Consider the following 17,618-nt stretch of genomic DNA (forward strand, 5'->3'; position numbering starts at 1 on the left):
AATGAACCGATGCGTTCAGGTGTGATTGCACAAAAGGTAGGGATGACCCGGGTCTACAACGACGCCGGCGACCACATCCCGGTAACAGTCCTCAAGCTCGACAATTGCCAGGTCGTTGCTCAGCGGACCGTCGAGAAGAACGGCTACGCAGCCGTTCAGCTCGGCGTCGGCCTCAAGAAGGTCAAGAACACGACGAAGGCACTGCGCGGCCATTTCGCCGCTGCAAATGTCGAGCCGAAGGCAAAGCTGGCCGAGTTTCGCGTCAGCGAAGACAATCTGATCGATATCGGCGCCGAGCTGACGGCCGAGCACTTCGTTGCCGGCCAGCTGGTCGACGTGACCGGTACCACGATCGGTAAGGGCTTCGCCGGTGCAATGAAGCGCCACAACTTCGGTGGTCTGCGTGCAACTCACGGCGTTTCGGTCTCGCACCGTTCGCACGGTTCGACCGGTTCCAACCAGGATCCGGGCCGCGTCTGGAAGGGCAAGCGCATGGCTGGTCACATGGGCCAGACGCGCGTCACGACCCAGAACCTCGAAGTCGTCTCGACGGATGTCGACCGCGGCCTGATCCTCATCAAGGGTGCCGTTCCCGGCTCCAAGGGTGCCTGGATCCTCGTTCGCGATGCCATCAAGTCGCCGATCCCGGAAGCGGCTCCGCGTCCGGCAGCACTGCGTTCGGCGTCGAATGGTGCGACCGCTGAAGCTACGAATGAGGGAGCCGAGTAATGGATCTCAACGTCACCACTCTGGACGGCAGCTCGGCCGGCACGGTTTCGCTCTCGGACGCCGTTTTCGGCCTGGAGCCCCGCGCCGATCTCCTGCAGCGCGTCGTTCGCTGGCAGCTTGCCAAGAAGCAGGCCGGCACTCACAAGGCGCTCGGCCGTTCGGAAGTTTCCCGCACCGGCGCCAAGATGTACCGCCAGAAGGGCACCGGCCGCGCACGTCACCACTCGGCACGCGCTCCGCAGTTCCGCGGCGGCGGCAAGGCTCACGGCCCGGTTGTTCGCAGCCACGGCCATGACCTTCCCAAGAAGGTTCGTGCGCTCGGCCTGAAGCATGCGCTGTCGGCTAAGCTTCGTTCGGAAGACCTGATCGTCATCGACGATTTCGTCGCGAAGGAAGCAAAGACGAAGGGCCTCCTGGAGTCTTTCGGCAAGCTCGGCCTGACGAACGCACTCCTGATCGGCGGCGCCGACCTGGACAGCAATTTCCGCCTTGCGGCCAAGAACATCCCGAACGTGGATATTCTGCCGGTACAGGGCATCAATGTTTACGACATCCTGCGTCGCGGCAAGCTCGTCTTGTCCAAGTCGGCTGTCGAAGCGCTTGAGGAGCGGTTCAAATGACTGATCTTCGTCACTACGACGTGATCGTTTCACCGGCGATCACTGAAAAGGCAACGATGGCCTCGGACAACAACCAGGTCGTGTTCAATGTCGCAAAGAAGGCTACCAAGCCGGAGATCAAGGCTGCGATCGAAGCGCTGTTCGGCGTCAAGGTCAAGGCGGTGAACACGCTGCTTCGCAAGGGCAAGGTCAAGCGGTTCCGTGGCATCAAGGGCCGCCAGAGCGACGTCAAGAAGGCAATCGTCACGCTCGCCGAGGGTCAGACCCTCGACGTATCGACGGGCCTCTGAGGCGCGCCTGAGCGACCGGAACCGTAAGGAAACAAGAAAATGGCATTGAAGAGTTTCAATCCGATCACGCCGAGCACGCGCCAGCTCGTCATCGTCGATCGCTCCGCCCTCTACAAGGGCAAGCCGGTCAAGACGCTGACGGAAGGCCTTTCGCAGAAGGGCGGCCGTAACAACGCCGGTCGCATCACTGCGCGCTACCAGGGTGGTGGTCACAAGCGTTCGTACCGTATGGTCGATTTCAAGCGTCGCAAGTTCGACGTATCGGCAACGGTCGAGCGTCTCGAATACGACCCGAACCGCACGGCATTCATCGCACTCATCAAGTACGATGACGGCGAGCTGAGCTACATCCTGGCTCCGCAGCGCCTGGCCGTCGGCGATAAGGTCGTCTCGTCGAACAAGGCTGTGGACGTGAAGCCTGGCAACGCCATGCCGCTTCAGAACATGCCGGTCGGCACCATCGTCCACAATGTGGAGATGAAGCCGGAGAAGGGTGGCCAGATCGCCCGTTCGGCAGGCACCTACGTTCAGCTCGTGGGCCGCGACCAGGGCATGGCGATCCTTCGCCTGAACTCTGGCGAGCAGCGCCTCGTGTCGGGCCTTTGCCTCGGCACCGTCGGCGCGGTCTCGAACCCGGACCACGGCAACATCAACGATGGCAAGGCTGGTCGCACCCGCTGGCGCGGCAAGCGTCCGCATGTCCGCGGCGTCGTCATGAACCCCGTCGACCACCCGCATGGTGGTGGTGAAGGCCGGACCTCGGGTGGTCGTCACCCGGTTTCGCCCTGGGGCAAGCCGACCAAGGGCAAGCGTACGCGGTCGAACAAGTCGACCGACAAGTTCATCATGCGCTCGCGCCACCAGCGCAAGAAGTAAGAGAGGAAGTCTCAATTGGCTCGTTCAGTTTGGAAAGGTCCGTTTGTTGACGGCTATCTTCTCAAGAAGGCTGAGAAGGTGCGCGAAGGCGGACGCAGCGAAGTGATCAAGATCTGGAGCCGTCGCTCCACGATCCTGCCGCAGTTCGTCGGTCTGACCTTCGGTGTCTACAATGGCGCGAAGCACATTCCGGTATCAGTTTCGGAAGACATGGTCGGACACAAGTTCGGCGAATTCGCTCCGACGCGGACCTACTACGGTCACGGCGCGGACAAGAAGGCGAAGAGGAAGTAACAATGGGCAAGGCCAAAGCCGAACGCCGGCTCAAGGATAACGAGGCGCAGGCAGTTGCGCGCACGATCCGCGTCAGTCCCCAGAAGCTCAATCTCGTTGCGGCCATGATCCGCGGCAAGAAGGTCGAGCGGGCTCTGGCCGATCTCGAGTTTTCGCGCAAGCGCATCGCTGAAACCGTCCGCAAGACGCTTCAGTCTGCCATCGCAAACGCCGAAAACAACCACGACCTCGACGTCGACCAGCTGATCGTCGCGGAAGCGCATGTCGGCAAGTCGATCACGATGAAGCGTTTCCACGCTCGTGGCCGTGGCCGCGCGAGCCGCATCGAGAAGCCGTTCTCGCACCTGACCATCGTGGTGCGCGAAGTCGAAGAAACCGGGAAGGCTGCTTAAGTATGGGTCAGAAAATCAATCCGATCGGCTTTCGCCTCGGCATCAACCGTACCTGGGACAGCCGCTGGTTCGCCGACAACGCCGAATACTCCAAGCTGCTTCACGAGGATCTGAAGATCCGCAAGTTCATCATGGATGAGCTGAAGCAGGCTGCGATTTCGAAGGTGGTGATCGAGCGTCCGCACAAGAAGTGCCGCGTCACGATCCATGCTGCGCGTCCGGGCCTCATCATCGGCAAGAAGGGCGCGGACATCGAGAAGCTGCGCAAGCGCCTCTCGCAGATGACCAACTCGGAAACGCACCTCAACATCGTCGAAGTGCGCAAGCCTGAGACCGATGCGACGCTGGTCGCTCAGTCGATCGCTCAGCAGCTCGAGCGTCGTGTGGCATTCCGTCGCGCCATGAAGCGTGCCGTTCAGTCCGCCATGCGTCTTGGCGCCGAAGGTATCCGTATCACGTCGGCCGGTCGTTTGGGCGGCGCGGAAATCGCGCGCACCGAATGGTACCGTGAAGGCCGCGTGCCGCTGCATACGCTGCGCGCCGATATCGACTACGGCACGGCCGAGGCCCACACGGCTTACGGCATCTGCGGCATCAAGGTCTGGATCTTCAAGGGTGAGATCCTCGAGCATGACCCGATGGCTTCGGAGCGTCGCGCGTTGGAAGGCGATAATCAGGGTGGCCAGCGCCGCCGCGAGAACGCGTGATCATAAGCGCGGTTCGAGAATTCGGAGAATAAGACTATGTTGCAGCCAAAGCGTACGAAGTACCGCAAGCAGTTCAAGGGCCGCATCAAGGGCGTGGCCAAGGGCGGCTCTGACCTGAATTTCGGTTCTTTCGGCCTGAAGGCGCAAGAGCCGGACCGCGTCAATGCGCGTCAGATCGAAGCGGCCCGCCGCGCGATCACCCGTCACATGAAGCGTGCTGGTCGCGTCTGGATCCGGGTGTTCCCGGACGTTCCGGTCACGTCCAAGCCCACGGAAGTCCGCATGGGTAAGGGTAAGGGATCGGTCGACTACTGGGCCTGCAAGGTCAAGCCAGGCCGTATCATGTTCGAGATCGACGGCGTTTCGGAAGAAATCGCGCGTGAGGCCCTGCGCCTCGGCGCCGCCAAGCTGTCGGTCAAGACGCGCTTCGTACAGCGCATCGCCGATTAAGGAGACGGACAATGAAATCGACAGACGTCCGTGCGCTGAGCGCCGACCAGTTGAACGACGAACTTGCCAAGCTGAAGAAGGAGCAGTTCAACCTGCGCTTCCAGCGGGCTACCGGCCAGCTTGAAAAGACCTCGCGCGTTCGCGAGATCCGTCGCGACATCGCACGCATCAAGACAATTGCCCGCCAGAAGCTGGCGGCAGAAGCCAAGGCCTAAAGGACCAAGAACAATGCCGAAACGCATTCTGCAGGGCACCGTCGTCAGCGACAAGAACGAGAAGACCGTCGTGGTCCTCGTGGAGCGTCGCTTCGCGCATCCCTTGCTTCAGAAGACCGTTCGCCGGTCCAAGAAGTACAAGGCGCATGACGAGAGCAATCAGTTCAAGACCGGCGACTTCGTCTCCATCCAGGAGTGCGCGCCGATCTCCAAAGACAAGCGCTGGACCGTCGTTTCCAACGCTGCGGAATAATCGTCGGCTTGACGATTGCCGCAAGGCGCGTCAGAAGCGCGCCAGCACGAATAACAACAATGCCAGAAGGCGAGGGTGGCACGGCCTCCTCGCCGATTGAAGGAAAAGGCGGTCTGACATGATTCAGATGCAAACAAACCTCGACGTCGCCGATAATTCCGGCGCTCGTCGTGTCATGTGCATCAAGGTGCTGGGCGGCTCGAAGCGGAAATATGCTTCTATCGGCGACATCATCGTCGTCTCGGTAAAAGAAGCAATTCCGCGCGGGCGCGTCAAGAAAGGCGATGTCATGAAGGCGGTCGTGGTTCGCACGGCCAAGGATATCCGTCGTTCGGACGGTTCCGTCATCCGCTTCGACAAGAACGCAGCCGTTCTTATCGACAACAAGAAAGAGCCTATCGGCACGCGTATCTTCGGCCCTGTTCCGCGCGAGCTTCGCGCCAAGAGCCACATGAAGATCATCTCGCTGGCGCCTGAAGTGCTGTAAGGAGAGACCACGATGCAAAAGATCCGTAAAGGCGACAGCGTCGTTGTGATCACCGGCAAGGACAAGGGCCGCACCGGCGAAGTCCTCCAGGTGATGCCGAAAGACGATCGCGCAATCGTGCGCGGCATCAACATGGTGAAGCGCCACCAGCGCCAGACCCAGACGCAGGAAGCAGGCATCATCACCAAGGAAGCCTCCATCCACCTGTCGAACCTGGCGCTTGCCGATCCGAAGGACGGCAAGGCGACCCGTGTTGGTTTCAAGATTGACGGCGACAAGAAGGTTCGTGTCGCCAAGCGTTCCGGAGATACGATCAATGGCTGAGGCAAAGTACGAGCCGCGGCTCAAGACCGATTACAATGAGCGCATCCGCGCCGCACTGCGCGAGCAGTTCTCCTACGCGAATGACATGATGATCCCGCGTCTGGACAAGATCGTGATCAATATGGGCGTCGGTGAAGCGACGGGCGATTCCAAGAAGCCTTCGGTCGCTGCTGCCGATCTCGCGGCAATCGCAGGTCAGAAGCCGGTCATCACCCGCGCACGCACGTCCATTGCTGGCTTCAAGGTCCGCGAAGGCATGCCGATCGGCGCCAAGGTGACGCTGCGCGGCACCCGCATGTATGAGTTTCTGGACCGCCTCGTGACCGTGGCTCTGCCGCGCGTTCGCGACTTTCGCGGCCTGAACCCGAAGAGCTTTGACGGCCGTGGCAACTTCGCCATGGGCATCAAGGAACACATCGTGTTCCCCGAGATCAACTACGACAAGGTCGATCAGATGTGGGGCATGGATATCATCGTTTGCACGACGGCAAAGAACGACGACGAAGCACGGGCTCTTCTCAAAGAGTTCAACTTCCCGTTCCGCCAGTAGTCCGTAACGGCAAGCGTAAAGAAGGATAAGCGAAATGGCGAAAGTCAGCGCAGTCGAAAAGAACAAGCGCCGGCGTCAGCTGGTGGCCCGGGACGCCAAGAAGCGCGCGGCCCTCAAGGCGATCGTGAAGAACCAGGAACTGCCGATCGAGGACCGCTTCCGTGCGACCCTCAAGCTCGCCGAACTGCCGCGTAACGGTTCCAAGACGCGCATTCGTAACCGGTGCGAAGTGTCGGGTCGTCCGCGCGCCTTTTATCGCAAGCTCGGCATGTCGCGTATCGCGCTGCGCGAGCTCGGCAATCTCGGCAAGGTGCCGGGCATTGTGAAGTCGAGCTGGTAAGGAGACGAGCACATGGCCATGACAGATCCCCTGGGCGATATGCTCACCCGTATCCGCAACGGCGCCAGCCGCAAGAAGACCAGCGTCTCGACGCCGGCTTCGAAGCTGCGCGCACGCGTGCTCGACGTCCTTGAGTCGGAAGGCTACATCCGTGGCTATTCCGAGACCGACTTCGGCAACGGCAAGTCTGAAATCACCATCGAGCTGAAGTATCACGAGGGCGGTTCCGTCATTCGCGAAATCGCTCGTGTGTCGAAGCCCGGCCGTCGCGTCTACGTTTCGGTCAAGTCGATCCCGCAGGTCGCCAACGGCCTCGGCATCACCATTCTTTCGACCCCGAAGGGCGTGATGGCGGACCATCAGGCACGCGAACAGAACGTCGGTGGCGAGGTCCTGTGCAGCGTCTTCTAAGACGCCGCCAGGTACCCCACACGAGAAAGACAGGTTGAACAATGTCTCGTATCGGTAAGAAACCCGTTCAGGTTCCCTCGGGCGTCACTGCCTCGGTGGAAGGTCAGACGGTCAAGGCCAAGGGCCCCAAGGGCGAGCTCAGCTTCGTTGCCAACGACGAAGTGCTGGTGAAGATGGAAGATGGCGCAGTTGTCGTCACTCCGATGGACGACAGCAAGAACGCCCGTTCGAAGTGGGGCATGTCCCGCACGATGGTCGAAAACATCATGCTGGGCGTCTCCAAGGGCTACGAGCGCAAGCTCGAGATCAACGGCGTCGGATACCGCGCCACAATGCAGGGCAAAAATCTGCAGTTGGCGCTTGGCTACAGCCATGACGTCATCTATCAGACGCCCGAAGGCATCTCGATCGCCTGCCCGAAGCCGACGGAAATCATCATCAGCGGCATCGACAAGCAGCGCGTCGGTCAAGTCGCCGCGGAGATCCGTGAATTCCGCTCGCCGGAGCCCTACAAGGGCAAAGGCGTGAAGTACGCGGAAGAGCGCATCGTCCGCAAGGAAGGCAAGAAGAAGTAAGGAACTGCCAAGATGGCTACGAAGAAAGAAACCCTTACGCGTCGTGCCTCACGCGTCCGCCGCCAGCTGAAGAAGGTGTCCAATGGCCGTCCGCGGCTGTCGGTTCACCGTTCGTCGAAGAACATCTATGCCCAGCTGATCGACGATACGAAGGGTCACACCCTCGCATCGGCATCGACGCTGGATACGGATCTGCGTACTTCGCTGAAGACGGGTGCGGATACGGCGGCTGCTGCCGCTGTCGGCAAGCTCCTCGCGGAGCGCGCCACCAAGGCCGGCGTCACGGAAGTCGTGTTCGACCGTGGTTCGTTCATTTACCACGGCCGGATCAAGGCCCTCGCCGAAGCTGCCCGCGAAGGCGGTCTCAGCTTCTAATCTCAACTCAATCTGCCGATTGAAACCGCAAAAAAATAAGGACAAGGACAATGGCAAGAGAAGCACGCCGCGAAAACCGCGGTCGCGATGAAGAGCGCGATAGCGAATTCGTCGACAAGCTCGTCCACATCAACCGCGTCGCCAAGGTCGTCAAGGGCGGCCGTCGTTTCGGTTTCGCAGCCCTCGTCGTCGTCGGCGACCAGAAGGGCCGCGTAGGCTTCGGTCATGGCAAGGCACGTGAAGTGCCGGAAGCCATCCGCAAGGCAACCGAAAGCGCCAAGCGCGATCTCATCTTCGTACCGCTGCGTTCGGGCCGTACCCTGCACCATGACGTGCATGGCCGCCACGGCGCCGGCAAGGTTCTGCTGCGTGCGGCAAAGCCCGGTACGGGTATCATCGCCGGTGGTCCGATGCGCGCCGTTTTCGAAACGCTCGGAATGCATGACGTCGTCGCCAAGTCGACCGGTTCGTCGAACCCGTACAACATGGTTCGCGCCACCTTCGACGCGCTGAAGAAGCAGATGCACCCAAAGGACATCGCTGCACAGCGTGGCATCAAGTTCGCGACGCTTCAGGCGCGCCGCGCCGAAGCTTCGGGCAGCACGGCTGCCGTCGAGGAATAAGTTGGGTTGAGCCGTCGACGCTCAAGAGAGCGTCCGGCCATCTTTGAAGGGAGCCATCATCATGGCTGAGACACAGTCGGGCAAGACGATCACGATCGAACAGATCGGCAGCCCCATCCGCCGTCCGGCAGAGCAGCGTGCAACGCTGATCGGCCTGGGCCTGAACAAGATGCACCGCCGCCGCACGCTCGTCGACACTCCGTCGGTACGTGGCATGATCCGGACGGTCTCTCACCTCGTTCGCGTCGTCGAAGAAAACTGAGACGGGGAGCAGGAAGATCATGAAACTGAATGAATTGCATGACGTCGATGGCGCCACCAAGCCGCGCAAGCGCGTCGGTCGCGGCATCGGCTCGGGCAGCGGCAAGACCGCTGGCCGTGGTGTCAAGGGTCAGAAATCCCGTTCGGGCGTCGCCATCAACGGCTTCGAAGGCGGCCAGATGCCGATCTATCGTCGTCTGCCGAAGCGCGGCTTCACGAACATCTTCGCCAAAGACTTCAATGTCGTCTCGCTCGGCCGTATCCAGGCCGCAGTCGACGCCAAGAAGCTCGACGCCGGCAAGACTGTCGATGTCGAAGCTCTGAAGGCTGCAGGCATCATCCGTCGCTCCAAGGATGGCGTTCGCGTCCTGTCCGATGGCGACCTGAATGCCAAGCTGACGCTCGAAGTTGCCGGTGCCTCCAAGTCTGCGATCGAAAAGATCGAAAAGGCTGGCGGTTCGGTCAAGCTCCTGAGCGCCGCTGCTGAAAACGACGCCGACACCAAGTGATTTGATCGGCCGCCCGGTTCTTACAATCGGGCGGCCATCATCCCATATGACGACCGCCACTAGCGCTCTCGCGCCATGCGGCAAATGGGACGCTCGGAGGCCTCGACGGCGCTCATTGCCGACCTTCACCTGGCATGGGTACGTCTATAAACGGGTCTTTCGATCAAGTGGAACGGTCGTGCTTTCCGCAGCCGGCACTACGGCGCGGTTTTCAAACAAGCCGACCATGCGGAGATTTGCATGGCATCTGCAGCCGAACAACTCGCCTCCAATCTCAATTTCGCAGCCTTCGCCAAGGCCGAGGATTTGAAGAAGCGCATCTGGTTCACGCTTGGTGCGCTTCTCGTCTATCGGCTTGGGACGTTCATTCCGCTGCCGGGCCTGGATCCTGACGCTTTCGCGCAGGCCTTCCAGCAGCAGGCGGGCGGCGTGCTCGGGCTGTTCAACATGTTCGCCGGCGGTGCTGTCGAACGCATGGCGATCTTTGCGCTCGGCATCATGCCGTATATTTCCGCCTCCATCATCATGCAGCTCATGACGTCGGTCGTGCCGTCGCTCGAGCAGCTGAAGAAGGAAGGCGAGCAGGGCCGCAAGGTCATCAATCAGTACACGCGCTACGGTACTGTGCTGCTCGGCACGCTTCAGGCCTACGGCATTGCCGTCGGGCTTGAGTCGGGGGCAGGGATCGTCGTCGATCCAGGCTGGTTCTTCCGCATTTCGACCGTCATCACGCTTGTCGGCGGCACGATGTTCCTGATGTGGCTCGGCGAGCAGATCACGGCACGCGGCATCGGCAACGGCATTTCGCTGATCATCTTCGCGGGCATCGTCGCCGCCATGCCGACGGCAATCGCCGGTACGCTGGAACTTGGCCGCACGGGCGCCCTGTCGACGGGCATCATCATCGCCGTCATCCTGATCGCCATCGCCTGCATCGCGCTCATCGTCTTTGTCGAGCGTGCTCAGCGCCGCCTTCTGATCCAGTATCCGAAGCGCCAGGTGGGCAACCGGATGTTCCAGGGCGACACGTCGCACCTGCCGCTAAAGCTGAATACGGCCGGCGTCATCCCGCCGATCTTCGCATCGTCGCTCCTGCTTCTGCCGGCGACGGTTGCGGGCTTCTCCGACACGACGACGATGCCGCCATGGGCGACGACGATCCTGGCGACGCTTGGCCATGGCCAGCCGCTCTACATGCTGCTCTACGCTGCAATGATCGCGTTCTTCGCCTTCTTCTACACGGCTGTCGTCTTCAATCCGAAGGACACGGCCGACAATCTGAAGAAGCACGGCGGCTTCATCCCGGGCATCCGTCCTGGTGAGCGCACGGCGGACTACATCGATTACGTGCTGACGCGCATCACGGTCATCGGTGCTATCTATCTTGTCGTCGTCTGTCTCTTACCCGAATTTCTAATCGCACGGACGGGCGTTCCGTTCTATCTCGGGGGTACATCGCTGCTGATCGTCGTCAATGTGACGCTCGACACGGTAGCGCAGGTTCAGGGGCATCTCATCGCGCAGCAATATGAGGGGCTCATCAAGAAGTCCAAGCTGCGGGGAGGCAAGCGCAAGAGATGAGATTAATACTTCTAGGACCGCCGGGAGCGGGCAAGGGGACACAAGCTCAACGGCTGGTCGAGAAGTACGGCATTCCCCAACTTTCAACTGGCGACATGCTGCGTGCAGCGGTCGCCGCCCAGACCGAAGTCGGCAAGCGCGCCAAAGCGGTCATGGATGCGGGCAAGCTCGTATCAGACGACATCGTGAATGCGATCGTGTCCGACCGGATCGATCAGGACGATTGCCGCAAGGGTTTCATCCTCGACGGTTATCCGCGGACCCTGGTGCAAGCTGATGCGGTCGAGCAGATGCTGGCGGCAAAGGGGCTGGATCTTTCGGTCGTGATCGAGATGCACGTCGACGACGAGCTTCTGGTCGACCGCATTGCCGGACGCTACACTTGCGCCAATTGCGGCGCGGGCTATCACGACACGAACCATCAGCCAAAAAACCCGGGCGTCTGCGACAAGTGCGGCTCGACGGAGTTCAAGCGTCGACCGGACGACAAGGCCGAAACGGTTCAGACGCGCCTTCAGGCCTATTACAAGGAAACGTCGCCGCTGATCGGCTACTACCACTGCAAGGGCAAGCTGAAGTCCTTGGATGGTATGGCACCGATGGACGACGTGACTGCCCAGATAGAAGCGATCCTCGCGAACGTCTGATCCAAACCAGACTGCTCGGCCCGGTTCTTGCAAAGAGAATCGCGCCGGGCGGTTGACGCCGGTTCCGTTTTCGACTACGGCACCGCATCCCTTCACGATTGTCGGATTCTCTCGTCCGGATGGACGAGCGTTTGGCCTTTTGAAGATGAGTTCATGATCCGCATGGGCCGGCCTCCACCGGACGCGGATAATCTTTACAGCCGGCCTGGCCGGCACCGGATCGCTCCGGGCAACATGGAGAATTGGGTATGGCCCGCATTGCAGGCGTAAACATTCCGACCAACAAGCGCGTCATCATCGCGCTTCAGTACATTCACGGCATCGGCCCGAAGCTGGCTGCCGAGATCGTGTCCAAGAACAACATTCCGGCAGAGCGCCGCGTGAACCAGCTTTCTGACGCTGAAGTTCTCGCGATCCGCGAAGCAATCGACCGCGACTACCAGGTCGAAGGTGACCTGCGCCGCGAGACCTCGATGAACATCAAGCGTCTCATGGACCTCGGCTGCTACCGCGGCCTGCGTCACCGTCGTGGCCTTCCGGTCCGCGGCCAGCGCACGCACACCAATGCCCGCACCCGCAAGGGTCCGGCAAAGGCGATTGCCGGCAAGAAGAAGTAAGTTTCGGGATTGGCGTCCGGGGCGGCGAGGCGGCTTGCCGTTCTGTCAGCTCCGGATCGTTACCCGTCACCAAGGTGGAGCCGCTGGTATTACGGCGGCGTAGAGATCGACTGAAAGGAAGACCATGGCCAAGGAAGCCGCACGCGTCCGCCGTCGCGAACGCAAGAATATCTCGTCGGGCGTTGCTCACGTGAACTCGACGTTTAACAACACCATGATCACCATTACCGACGCGCAGGGCAATGCCATTGCCTGGTCGTCTGCTGGTGCCAAGGGTTTCAAGGGTTCGCGCAAGTCGACGCCGTTCGCTGCCCAGATGGCTGCAGAGGATTGCGCCAAGAAGGCCCAGGAACACGGCATGCGTTCGCTGGAAGTCGAAGTCTGCGGCCCCGGTTCGGGCCGTGAGTCGGCTCTGCGCGCGCTGCAGGCTGCCGGTTTCACGATCACGTCGATCCGCGATGTGACGCCGATCCCGCACAATGGCTGCCGCCCGCGCAAGAAGCGCCGCGTCTAAGCATCTCTTCTTCGATGCCGCACGATCCGGGATGGCCCGGGTCCTCTGCGGCTCTTCGTCTTGCCCGCCACGATTGGATGGTGGCGGGATGCGAAAGGAAAAACCATGATCCAGAAAAACTGGCAGGAACTGATCAAGCCGAACAAGGTGGAGTTCTCCTCCTCGGGCCGCACCAAGGCGACGCTGGTTGCCGAGCCGCTCGAGCGTGGCTTCGGTCTCACCCTCGGCAACGCGCTTCGTCGCGTGCTTCTGTCGTCGCTGCGCGGCGCTGCCGTGACCGCCGTCCAGATCGACGGCGTGCTGCATGAATTCTCCTCGATCCCGGGCGTTCGCGAAGATGTCACCGACATCGTCCTGAACATCAAGGAAATCGCCATCAAGATGGATGGCGACGAGACCAAGCGTATGGTCGTGCGCAAGCAAGGCCCTGGCGTCGTGAAGGCTGGTGACATCCAGACCGTCGGCGATGTCGAAATTCTGAACCCCGAGCACGTCATCTGCACCCTCGACGAGGGCGCGGAGATCCGCATGGAGTTCACGGTCGCCAACGGCAAGGGCTATGTGCCTGCCGACCGCAACCGCGCCGAAGACGCGCCGATCGGCCTCATCCCGGTCGACAGCCTCTATTCGCCGGTCAAGAAGGTTTCGTACAAGGTCGAAAACACCCGTGAGGGCCAGGTTCTCGACTACGACAAGCTGACCATGACCATCGAAACCGACGGTTCGGTCACGGGTGAAGATGCAGTGGCTTTCGCTGCCCGCATCATCCAGGACCAGCTTGGCGTCTTTGTCAATTTCGACGAGCCGCAGAAGGAAACCGAGGAAGAAGCCGTCACCGAACTGGCCTTCAACCCGGCGCTCCTCAAGAAGGTCGACGAGCTGGAACTTTCGGTCCGTTCGGCGAACTGCCTGAAGAACGACAACATCGTCTATATCGGCGATCTCATCCAGAAGACCGAAGCGGAGATGCTCCGTACGCCGAACTTTGGCCGCAAGTCGCTGAACGAGATCAAGGAAGTGCTGGCCTCCATGGGTCTGCATCTCGGCATGGAAGTGCCCGCCTGGCCGCCGGAAAATATCGACGATCTCGCCAAGCGCTACGAAGACCAGTATTAACCCCTAGACTGCGGATGAGCCGAAGTGCCATCCGCCCCTGAAGGAGAAGGCTCATGCGCCATCGCAATGCAGGCCGCAAGCTCAACCGGACCGCAAGCCACCGCAAGGCGATGTTCGCCAACATGGCCGTGTCCCTGATCGTCCATGAGCAGATCGTCACGACTCTGCCCAAGGCCAAGGAAATCCGCCCGATCGTCGAGAAGCTCGTTACGCTCGGCAAGCGCGGTGACCTGCATGCGCGCCGCCAGGCGCTCTCGCAGATCAAGGACCAAGACGCAGTGCGCAAGCTGTTCGACGCGATCGCTTCGCGTTACGCAGACCGTCACGGCGGCTATCTGCGCATCATGAAGGCTGGCTTCCGCGCCGGTGACAACGCTCCGCTCGCCGTCATCGAGTTCGTGGAACGCGACGTCGACGCCAAGGGTGCAGCAGACCGCGCCCGCGTCGAAGCCGAAGAGCGGGAAGCAGAAGCCGCGTAACTCACGCCGCTTCCGTTATCCGAACTATCAGAAACCCCGTCCTTCACCGAAGGGCGGGGTTTCTCTTTGGACCAATGAAATTCAGCCGAGTTTCAAGTGCGGATCAGGCGCACCAGCCGCGCCTCGCGCCATCCCATTTGCGGGCGAGACCTTCGGCGACAAGGATATCTCCGAGCGAGCGGCCGCCGCGATGCAGCGTGCGCAGCTTGCGGCCATAGCGGTCCTCGTCGCGAAGTCCTCTCCGCAGCTCTATTGGCCCCGCATTGACGAGCTGCTGCAGGCGCCGGGCTGCTCGCTCGCCCCGTTCGCGCTCGGCCGCGCATTGCGGGCTGAAGATTTCCGGCGTGTCGATATCGGCGATGCGGATGTTCTGGCCGCCAAGCCAGATCGTGTCGCCATCGACCACGCAGTTGATGCGGGCTCCAGAGCCGCACATGGTGATTTGCACCGCGGCGGGGATCGGGGCAGGGGGACGAACGGCGTCCCTGTCGATTGCGGCGGTCGTTGCCTGCCTGTCGACGGAAGGGACCGGCATGGGCGGCGTTGGTTTGGCCGGGGTGGCAGTTTGGGTCCCCGTCTGGGCCGGAGCGGACCTGCGTGCCGTTTCGACATGGGCGATGACCTCGCCTGCCGGCTTCGTCACCAGCTCGGTCACGAGCTTCTCGCCGGTCTCGCTGGTCAGCAGATGGTGTCCGCCGACGACGGCAAGCGCGACGATGCCAAGCTGCATGCTCTGACCGAGCCTGGCGAGCAACTGGCTGCCCAATGACCGCTTCGCGGCCTTGCGTCTTTTGCCAGAATTCCGCCGCGCCATGTCACACCTCGCCAAGCAATGGAAGGATATGAGTGTCGCCCGCAGCGCTTGCCCGGGGATTAACGCCGCCATGAAAATGCATCGGCAGCCCGCAAATGCAGGGATCTCGCTGTGGATGAGCCTGCCGGCTTCCCCGTCCATCGACCGGCCAATGGAACATCGGTCGCAGCGCCCGGTTCGGGGGCCAGCAATGGATAGGAAGGGACGATCAGATGAGAGCACTGTGCTGGCACGGCAAGGGCGACATTCGCTGCGATTCGGTGGACGATCCGACGATCGAAGACGATGGCGACATCATCATCAAGGTGACGTCCTGTGCGATCTGTGGATCGGACCTCCACCTGATGGACGGCTATATGCCGACGATGGAATCGGGCGACGTCCTCGGCCACGAGACCATGGGCGAGGTGATCGAGGTCGGCCGCTCGGTCAAGAAGTTCCAGGTGGGAGACCGGGTCGTCGTACCATTCAACATGGCCTGCGGGCAGTGCTACTTCTGCAAGAAGCAGCTGTTTTCGCTTTGCGATCGCTCCAACCGAAACGCCGAGATGGCGCGCAAGGTGATGGGCCACTCACCCTCCGGTCTCTTCGGCTATTCGCACATGCTCGGCGGCTATGCGGGCGGCCAAGCGGAGTATCTGCGCGTGCCGTTTGCCGATGTCGGTCCGATCAAGGTGCCGGACGGGCTGCCGGACGATCAGGTGCTGTTCCTCTCCGACATCTTCCCGACCGGCTACATGGCGGCTGAAAATGCGCAGATCGAGCCGGGCGACACGGTCGCGATCTGGGGCTGCGGTCCGGTTGGCCAGTTCGCCATCCAGAGCGCCTGGATGCTCGGTGCCGGACGGGTCATCGCCATCGACACCGTGCCGGAGCGTCTGGAGATGGCGCGCTCGCACGGCAAGGCGGAGACGCTCGATTTCAAGGATGTGAATGTCTATGACGCGCTGATGGAGATGACCGGCGGGCGCGGCCCGGACAGCTGCATCGACTGCGTCGGCACCGAAGCGGATGCGGGCGCCAGCGCCGATTCCATGCTGGACAAGGCTAAGGCAGCGCTGATGCTGGGCACTGACGGGCCGCATGTGCTGCGCGAGATGATCTTCTCATGCCGCAAGGGCGGCACGCTGTCTATCCCGGGCGTCTATGTAGGGATGGTGGATCATCTTCCCTTTGGCCCGGCCATGAACAAGGCGCTGACCTTCAAGATGGGCCAGACGCACACGCACCGCTATCTCGAGCCGCTGCTGCAGAAGGTGGTGGAGGGTGAGATCGATCCGAGCTTCGTCATCACGCATCACGCAACGCTGGAAGAAGGACCGGACATGTACAAGGCGTTCCGGGACAAAACCGACGGATGCGTGAAGGTGGTGATGCGGCCTTAAGGTCGCTGCACCCGTCAATGTCGGGGCGCGCAAGCCGCAGATGGAGCCACGAGCATGGCGTCCTTCTGCGGCTTGCCGCGTTGTGAGCCTAGTGGGCTTGCCGTTCGGCGCCCGGCACGTATTGGCGCCAATTGTGCTGTTCCTTGAAGCCAAGCACTTTTCGGATCTTCGCGTTCGAGATGGGGGCTTCAAACCCGTCCATCGGCTGCGTAATCGGCGTGTTCGGCGCCCATTTGGCGAGGAATTCTGCACTCGGTTCATTGGCCGTGATCTCGTCGTTCACGGCGTTGAACAACTGGAAGCCCAGACCATCCTTGGCGATGCACAGATTCACGATCTGGCCGAGATCGCGGGCGTCGATGTAGCTCCAGGCATTGCGCTTGCGCGACAGCGGATCGGCGAGGAAGGCCGGGAAGCGGGCATAATCTTCCGGTTCGATCACGTTGCCGATGCGCAGCGCGTAGATGTCGGCGCCCGTGCGTTCGGCAAAAGCCCTGCCGGTCTTTTCGTTCACCAGCTTCGACAGGCCGTAGCTGTCCATCGGATCGATGTCGTAGTCCTCGTCCAGCGGAAACTGCTTGTAGTCCTTGTCGCCCTCGGCAAAGCAGACGCCGTAGGTGGTTTCGCTGGACGCGATGATGATCTTGCGAATGCCGAGTTTGGTGGCCGCTTCGATGACATTGTAGGTCGAGGTGACGTTCGCCTTGAACGTCTCGTTGTCCGGCTGGAGCAGCACCCGCGGAATGGCCGCGAAATGCACCACGGCATCGACCGGCGCCGGCCCCTTGCCGGTCTCGAAGCCTTCAAACCCGAAATGCATCGAAAGCGCATTGAAGACCTGGCCGCTGTCCGTCAGGTCGGCCGTCAGCGTGTTGACCCCCTCGATGTCGAGCGGCTTCAGATCGACATTGAGCACCGTATGGCGCTGCGCCTTGAGATAGGCGACCGCATGCCGCCCGGCCTTGCCGCTGCCGCCGGTGAAAACGATGCGTTTGCTCATGTGGGGCCTTTTGGGTGGGGTGTGGGGAATGCAACTGAACTCCGCCTATCGCCTGCTGACGTAGGGCGAGGGTGTGTCGAAGGCTGGAGCGATCGGACGAGACGTACGAAATGGGCTTCGCCCAGATACGCGTTAGCCCGACCTTTCGGCCGGGCTAACGTTTGTATCCGATCTGACTTTTTCA

29 protein-coding genes are annotated in these 17,618 nt (G+C 61.3%); 27 read left to right on the plus strand and 2 right to left on the minus strand.

Annotated elements, in window-relative coordinates; translation table 11 throughout:
• The first annotated feature begins 9 nt into the window (after positions 1-9).
• The 26 genes from rplC to rplQ all read left to right on the plus strand — a co-directional run bounded on the left by rplC (position 10) and on the right by rplQ (position 14,235).
• Positions 10-729, plus strand: coding sequence for a 50S ribosomal protein L3 (gene rplC / locus D5400_RS12085; RefSeq protein ID WP_126010246.1), 720 nt, complete (start codon positions 10-12; stop codon positions 727-729).
• Positions 729-1,349 (plus strand): 50S ribosomal protein L4, encoded by a 621-nt coding sequence (gene rplD, locus D5400_RS12090; RefSeq protein ID WP_126010247.1) that lies wholly within the window; start codon positions 729-731, stop codon positions 1,347-1,349. Before rplC ends, rplD begins: the two co-directional genes overlap by 1 nt.
• A complete protein-coding gene (locus D5400_RS12095) occupies positions 1,346-1,639 on the plus strand; it encodes a 50S ribosomal protein L23 (protein ID WP_126010248.1) in 294 nt (97 codons plus the stop codon). Before rplD ends, D5400_RS12095 begins: the two co-directional genes overlap by 4 nt.
• A 39-nt stretch (positions 1,640-1,678) precedes the next feature.
• Positions 1,679-2,515, plus strand: a complete 837-nt coding sequence (rplB, locus tag D5400_RS12100) for a 50S ribosomal protein L2 (RefSeq protein WP_126010249.1) — start codon at positions 1,679-1,681, stop codon at positions 2,513-2,515.
• Between the two features lie 15 nt (positions 2,516-2,530).
• Positions 2,531-2,809: a 30S ribosomal protein S19 gene (rpsS, locus tag D5400_RS12105; RefSeq protein ID WP_126010250.1), complete on the plus strand. Its 279-nt coding sequence runs from the start codon at positions 2,531-2,533 to the stop codon at positions 2,807-2,809.
• 2 nt (positions 2,810-2,811) lie between these two features.
• Complete coding sequence (gene rplV / locus D5400_RS12110; RefSeq protein WP_126010251.1) at positions 2,812-3,201, plus strand: 50S ribosomal protein L22; 390 nt, start codon at positions 2,812-2,814, stop codon at positions 3,199-3,201.
• A 2-nt stretch (positions 3,202-3,203) separates the two neighbouring features.
• On the plus strand, positions 3,204-3,908 hold the full coding sequence (gene rpsC, locus D5400_RS12115) for a 30S ribosomal protein S3 (protein WP_126010252.1): 705 nt from the start codon (positions 3,204-3,206) through the stop codon (positions 3,906-3,908).
• Positions 3,909-3,944: 36 nt separating this feature from the next.
• Entirely contained in the window at positions 3,945-4,358 is a 414-nt protein-coding gene (gene rplP / locus D5400_RS12120) for a 50S ribosomal protein L16 (RefSeq protein WP_126010253.1), read from the plus strand.
• An 11-nt stretch (positions 4,359-4,369) separates the two neighbouring features.
• Positions 4,370-4,573, plus strand: a complete 204-nt coding sequence (gene rpmC / locus D5400_RS12125; protein ID WP_126010254.1) for a 50S ribosomal protein L29 — start codon at positions 4,370-4,372, stop codon at positions 4,571-4,573.
• A gap of 13 nt (positions 4,574-4,586) precedes the next feature.
• Positions 4,587-4,826 carry a 30S ribosomal protein S17 gene (gene rpsQ, locus D5400_RS12130; RefSeq protein WP_126010255.1) on the plus strand — a complete coding sequence of 80 codons (240 nt, stop codon included), beginning with the start codon at positions 4,587-4,589 and terminating at the stop codon, positions 4,824-4,826.
• Between the two features lie 118 nt (positions 4,827-4,944).
• Complete coding sequence (gene rplN / locus D5400_RS12135) at positions 4,945-5,313, plus strand: 50S ribosomal protein L14 (protein ID WP_126010256.1); 369 nt, start codon at positions 4,945-4,947, stop codon at positions 5,311-5,313.
• Between the two features lie 12 nt (positions 5,314-5,325).
• Positions 5,326-5,637 carry a 50S ribosomal protein L24 gene (rplX, locus tag D5400_RS12140; RefSeq protein WP_126010257.1) on the plus strand — a complete coding sequence of 104 codons (312 nt, stop codon included), beginning with the start codon at positions 5,326-5,328 and terminating at the stop codon, positions 5,635-5,637.
• Entirely contained in the window at positions 5,630-6,187 is a 558-nt protein-coding gene (rplE, locus tag D5400_RS12145; RefSeq protein WP_126010258.1) for a 50S ribosomal protein L5, read from the plus strand. Before rplX ends, rplE begins: the two co-directional genes overlap by 8 nt.
• 34 nt (positions 6,188-6,221) lie before the next feature.
• Entirely contained in the window at positions 6,222-6,527 is a 306-nt protein-coding gene (gene rpsN / locus D5400_RS12150) for a 30S ribosomal protein S14 (protein ID WP_126010259.1), read from the plus strand.
• A 12-nt stretch (positions 6,528-6,539) separates the two neighbouring features.
• On the plus strand, positions 6,540-6,938 hold the full coding sequence (gene rpsH, locus D5400_RS12155; RefSeq protein ID WP_126010260.1) for a 30S ribosomal protein S8: 399 nt from the start codon (positions 6,540-6,542) through the stop codon (positions 6,936-6,938).
• Between the two features lie 41 nt (positions 6,939-6,979).
• Positions 6,980-7,513, plus strand: a complete 534-nt coding sequence (gene rplF, locus D5400_RS12160; RefSeq protein ID WP_126010261.1) for a 50S ribosomal protein L6 — start codon at positions 6,980-6,982, stop codon at positions 7,511-7,513.
• Between the two features lie 12 nt (positions 7,514-7,525).
• Complete coding sequence (rplR, locus tag D5400_RS12165) at positions 7,526-7,888, plus strand: 50S ribosomal protein L18 (RefSeq protein WP_126010262.1); 363 nt, start codon at positions 7,526-7,528, stop codon at positions 7,886-7,888.
• 50 nt (positions 7,889-7,938) lie between these two features.
• Positions 7,939-8,511, plus strand: a complete 573-nt coding sequence (gene rpsE, locus D5400_RS12170) for a 30S ribosomal protein S5 (RefSeq protein ID WP_126010263.1) — start codon at positions 7,939-7,941, stop codon at positions 8,509-8,511.
• A gap of 61 nt (positions 8,512-8,572) precedes the next feature.
• Positions 8,573-8,773 (plus strand): 50S ribosomal protein L30, encoded by a 201-nt coding sequence (rpmD, locus tag D5400_RS12175; RefSeq protein ID WP_126010264.1) that lies wholly within the window; start codon positions 8,573-8,575, stop codon positions 8,771-8,773.
• Between the two features lie 19 nt (positions 8,774-8,792).
• Positions 8,793-9,281 carry a 50S ribosomal protein L15 gene (rplO, locus tag D5400_RS12180; protein ID WP_126010265.1) on the plus strand — a complete coding sequence of 163 codons (489 nt, stop codon included), beginning with the start codon at positions 8,793-8,795 and terminating at the stop codon, positions 9,279-9,281.
• 240 nt (positions 9,282-9,521) lie between these two features.
• Entirely contained in the window at positions 9,522-10,862 is a 1,341-nt protein-coding gene (gene secY, locus D5400_RS12185) for a preprotein translocase subunit SecY (protein WP_126010266.1), read from the plus strand.
• Positions 10,859-11,509, plus strand: a complete 651-nt coding sequence (locus D5400_RS12190) for an adenylate kinase (protein ID WP_126010267.1) — start codon at positions 10,859-10,861, stop codon at positions 11,507-11,509. Before secY ends, D5400_RS12190 begins: the two co-directional genes overlap by 4 nt.
• A 248-nt stretch (positions 11,510-11,757) precedes the next feature.
• The gene (gene rpsM, locus D5400_RS12195; protein WP_126010268.1) at positions 11,758-12,126 is read left to right on the plus strand and encodes a 30S ribosomal protein S13; all 369 of its coding nucleotides are present in this window, start codon (positions 11,758-11,760) and stop codon (positions 12,124-12,126) included.
• Between the two features lie 124 nt (positions 12,127-12,250).
• Positions 12,251-12,640: a 30S ribosomal protein S11 gene (rpsK, locus tag D5400_RS12200; protein WP_126010269.1), complete on the plus strand. Its 390-nt coding sequence runs from the start codon at positions 12,251-12,253 to the stop codon at positions 12,638-12,640.
• 105 nt (positions 12,641-12,745) lie between these two features.
• Positions 12,746-13,756: a DNA-directed RNA polymerase subunit alpha gene (locus tag D5400_RS12205; RefSeq protein ID WP_126010270.1), complete on the plus strand. Its 1,011-nt coding sequence runs from the start codon at positions 12,746-12,748 to the stop codon at positions 13,754-13,756.
• Positions 13,757-13,809: 53 nt separating this feature from the next.
• Positions 13,810-14,235, plus strand: a complete 426-nt coding sequence (gene rplQ / locus D5400_RS12210; protein ID WP_126010271.1) for a 50S ribosomal protein L17 — start codon at positions 13,810-13,812, stop codon at positions 14,233-14,235.
• A gap of 103 nt (positions 14,236-14,338) precedes the next feature.
• Here rplQ and D5400_RS21865 read toward each other — a convergent pair whose 3' ends face one another.
• Positions 14,339-15,001, minus strand: coding sequence for a thermonuclease family protein (locus D5400_RS21865; protein WP_425364878.1), 663 nt, complete (start codon positions 14,999-15,001; stop codon positions 14,339-14,341).
• A gap of 260 nt (positions 15,002-15,261) precedes the next feature.
• On the opposite strand from D5400_RS21865, the gene D5400_RS12220 reads away from it, so the two are divergent.
• A complete protein-coding gene (locus D5400_RS12220; RefSeq protein WP_126010272.1) occupies positions 15,262-16,434 on the plus strand; it encodes a zinc-dependent alcohol dehydrogenase in 1,173 nt (390 codons plus the stop codon).
• Positions 16,435-16,522: 88 nt separating this feature from the next.
• Here the strand turns inward: D5400_RS12220 and D5400_RS12225 are convergent, their stop codons facing one another.
• The gene (locus D5400_RS12225) at positions 16,523-17,434 is read right to left on the minus strand and encodes an NAD-dependent epimerase/dehydratase family protein (protein WP_126010273.1); all 912 of its coding nucleotides are present in this window, start codon (positions 17,432-17,434) and stop codon (positions 16,523-16,525) included.
• Positions 17,435-17,618: the final 184 nt, after the last annotated feature.

It is taken from the genome of Georhizobium profundi (assembly GCF_003952725.1).
Lineage (GTDB): Bacteria > Pseudomonadota > Alphaproteobacteria > Rhizobiales > Rhizobiaceae > Georhizobium > Georhizobium profundi.

What these genes read in the sequence shown, in the direction of transcription:
- rplC (WP_126010246.1), top strand. Translation starts at nt 10, where the DNA reads ATGCGTTCAGGTGTGATTGCACAAAAGGTAGGGATGACCCGGGTCTAC.
- rplD (WP_126010247.1), top strand. Translation starts at nt 729, where the DNA reads ATGGATCTCAACGTCACCACTCTGGACGGCAGCTCGGCCGGCACGGTT.
- D5400_RS12095 (WP_126010248.1), top strand. Translation starts at nt 1,346, where the DNA reads ATGACTGATCTTCGTCACTACGACGTGATCGTTTCACCGGCGATCACT.
- rplB (WP_126010249.1), top strand. Translation starts at nt 1,679, where the DNA reads ATGGCATTGAAGAGTTTCAATCCGATCACGCCGAGCACGCGCCAGCTC.
- rplV (WP_126010251.1), top strand. Translation starts at nt 2,812, where the DNA reads ATGGGCAAGGCCAAAGCCGAACGCCGGCTCAAGGATAACGAGGCGCAG.
- rpsC (WP_126010252.1), top strand. Translation starts at nt 3,204, where the DNA reads ATGGGTCAGAAAATCAATCCGATCGGCTTTCGCCTCGGCATCAACCGT.
- rplP (WP_126010253.1), top strand. Translation starts at nt 3,945, where the DNA reads ATGTTGCAGCCAAAGCGTACGAAGTACCGCAAGCAGTTCAAGGGCCGC.
- rpmC (WP_126010254.1), top strand. Translation starts at nt 4,370, where the DNA reads ATGAAATCGACAGACGTCCGTGCGCTGAGCGCCGACCAGTTGAACGAC.
- rpsQ (WP_126010255.1), top strand. Translation starts at nt 4,587, where the DNA reads ATGCCGAAACGCATTCTGCAGGGCACCGTCGTCAGCGACAAGAACGAG.
- rplN (WP_126010256.1), top strand. Translation starts at nt 4,945, where the DNA reads ATGATTCAGATGCAAACAAACCTCGACGTCGCCGATAATTCCGGCGCT.
- rplX (WP_126010257.1), top strand. Translation starts at nt 5,326, where the DNA reads ATGCAAAAGATCCGTAAAGGCGACAGCGTCGTTGTGATCACCGGCAAG.
- rplE (WP_126010258.1), top strand. Translation starts at nt 5,630, where the DNA reads ATGGCTGAGGCAAAGTACGAGCCGCGGCTCAAGACCGATTACAATGAG.
- rpsN (WP_126010259.1), top strand. Translation starts at nt 6,222, where the DNA reads ATGGCGAAAGTCAGCGCAGTCGAAAAGAACAAGCGCCGGCGTCAGCTG.
- rpsH (WP_126010260.1), top strand. Translation starts at nt 6,540, where the DNA reads ATGGCCATGACAGATCCCCTGGGCGATATGCTCACCCGTATCCGCAAC.
- rplF (WP_126010261.1), top strand. Translation starts at nt 6,980, where the DNA reads ATGTCTCGTATCGGTAAGAAACCCGTTCAGGTTCCCTCGGGCGTCACT.
- rplR (WP_126010262.1), top strand. Translation starts at nt 7,526, where the DNA reads ATGGCTACGAAGAAAGAAACCCTTACGCGTCGTGCCTCACGCGTCCGC.
- rpsE (WP_126010263.1), top strand. Translation starts at nt 7,939, where the DNA reads ATGGCAAGAGAAGCACGCCGCGAAAACCGCGGTCGCGATGAAGAGCGC.
- rpmD (WP_126010264.1), top strand. Translation starts at nt 8,573, where the DNA reads ATGGCTGAGACACAGTCGGGCAAGACGATCACGATCGAACAGATCGGC.
- rplO (WP_126010265.1), top strand. Translation starts at nt 8,793, where the DNA reads ATGAAACTGAATGAATTGCATGACGTCGATGGCGCCACCAAGCCGCGC.
- secY (WP_126010266.1), top strand. Translation starts at nt 9,522, where the DNA reads ATGGCATCTGCAGCCGAACAACTCGCCTCCAATCTCAATTTCGCAGCC.
- D5400_RS12190 (WP_126010267.1), top strand. Translation starts at nt 10,859, where the DNA reads ATGAGATTAATACTTCTAGGACCGCCGGGAGCGGGCAAGGGGACACAA.
- rpsM (WP_126010268.1), top strand. Translation starts at nt 11,758, where the DNA reads ATGGCCCGCATTGCAGGCGTAAACATTCCGACCAACAAGCGCGTCATC.
- rpsK (WP_126010269.1), top strand. Translation starts at nt 12,251, where the DNA reads ATGGCCAAGGAAGCCGCACGCGTCCGCCGTCGCGAACGCAAGAATATC.
- D5400_RS12205 (WP_126010270.1), top strand. Translation starts at nt 12,746, where the DNA reads ATGATCCAGAAAAACTGGCAGGAACTGATCAAGCCGAACAAGGTGGAG.
- rplQ (WP_126010271.1), top strand. Translation starts at nt 13,810, where the DNA reads ATGCGCCATCGCAATGCAGGCCGCAAGCTCAACCGGACCGCAAGCCAC.
- D5400_RS12220 (WP_126010272.1), top strand. Translation starts at nt 15,262, where the DNA reads ATGAGAGCACTGTGCTGGCACGGCAAGGGCGACATTCGCTGCGATTCG.
- D5400_RS12225 (WP_126010273.1), bottom strand. Translation starts at nt 17,434, where the DNA reads ATGAGCAAACGCATCGTTTTCACCGGCGGCAGCGGCAAGGCCGGGCGG.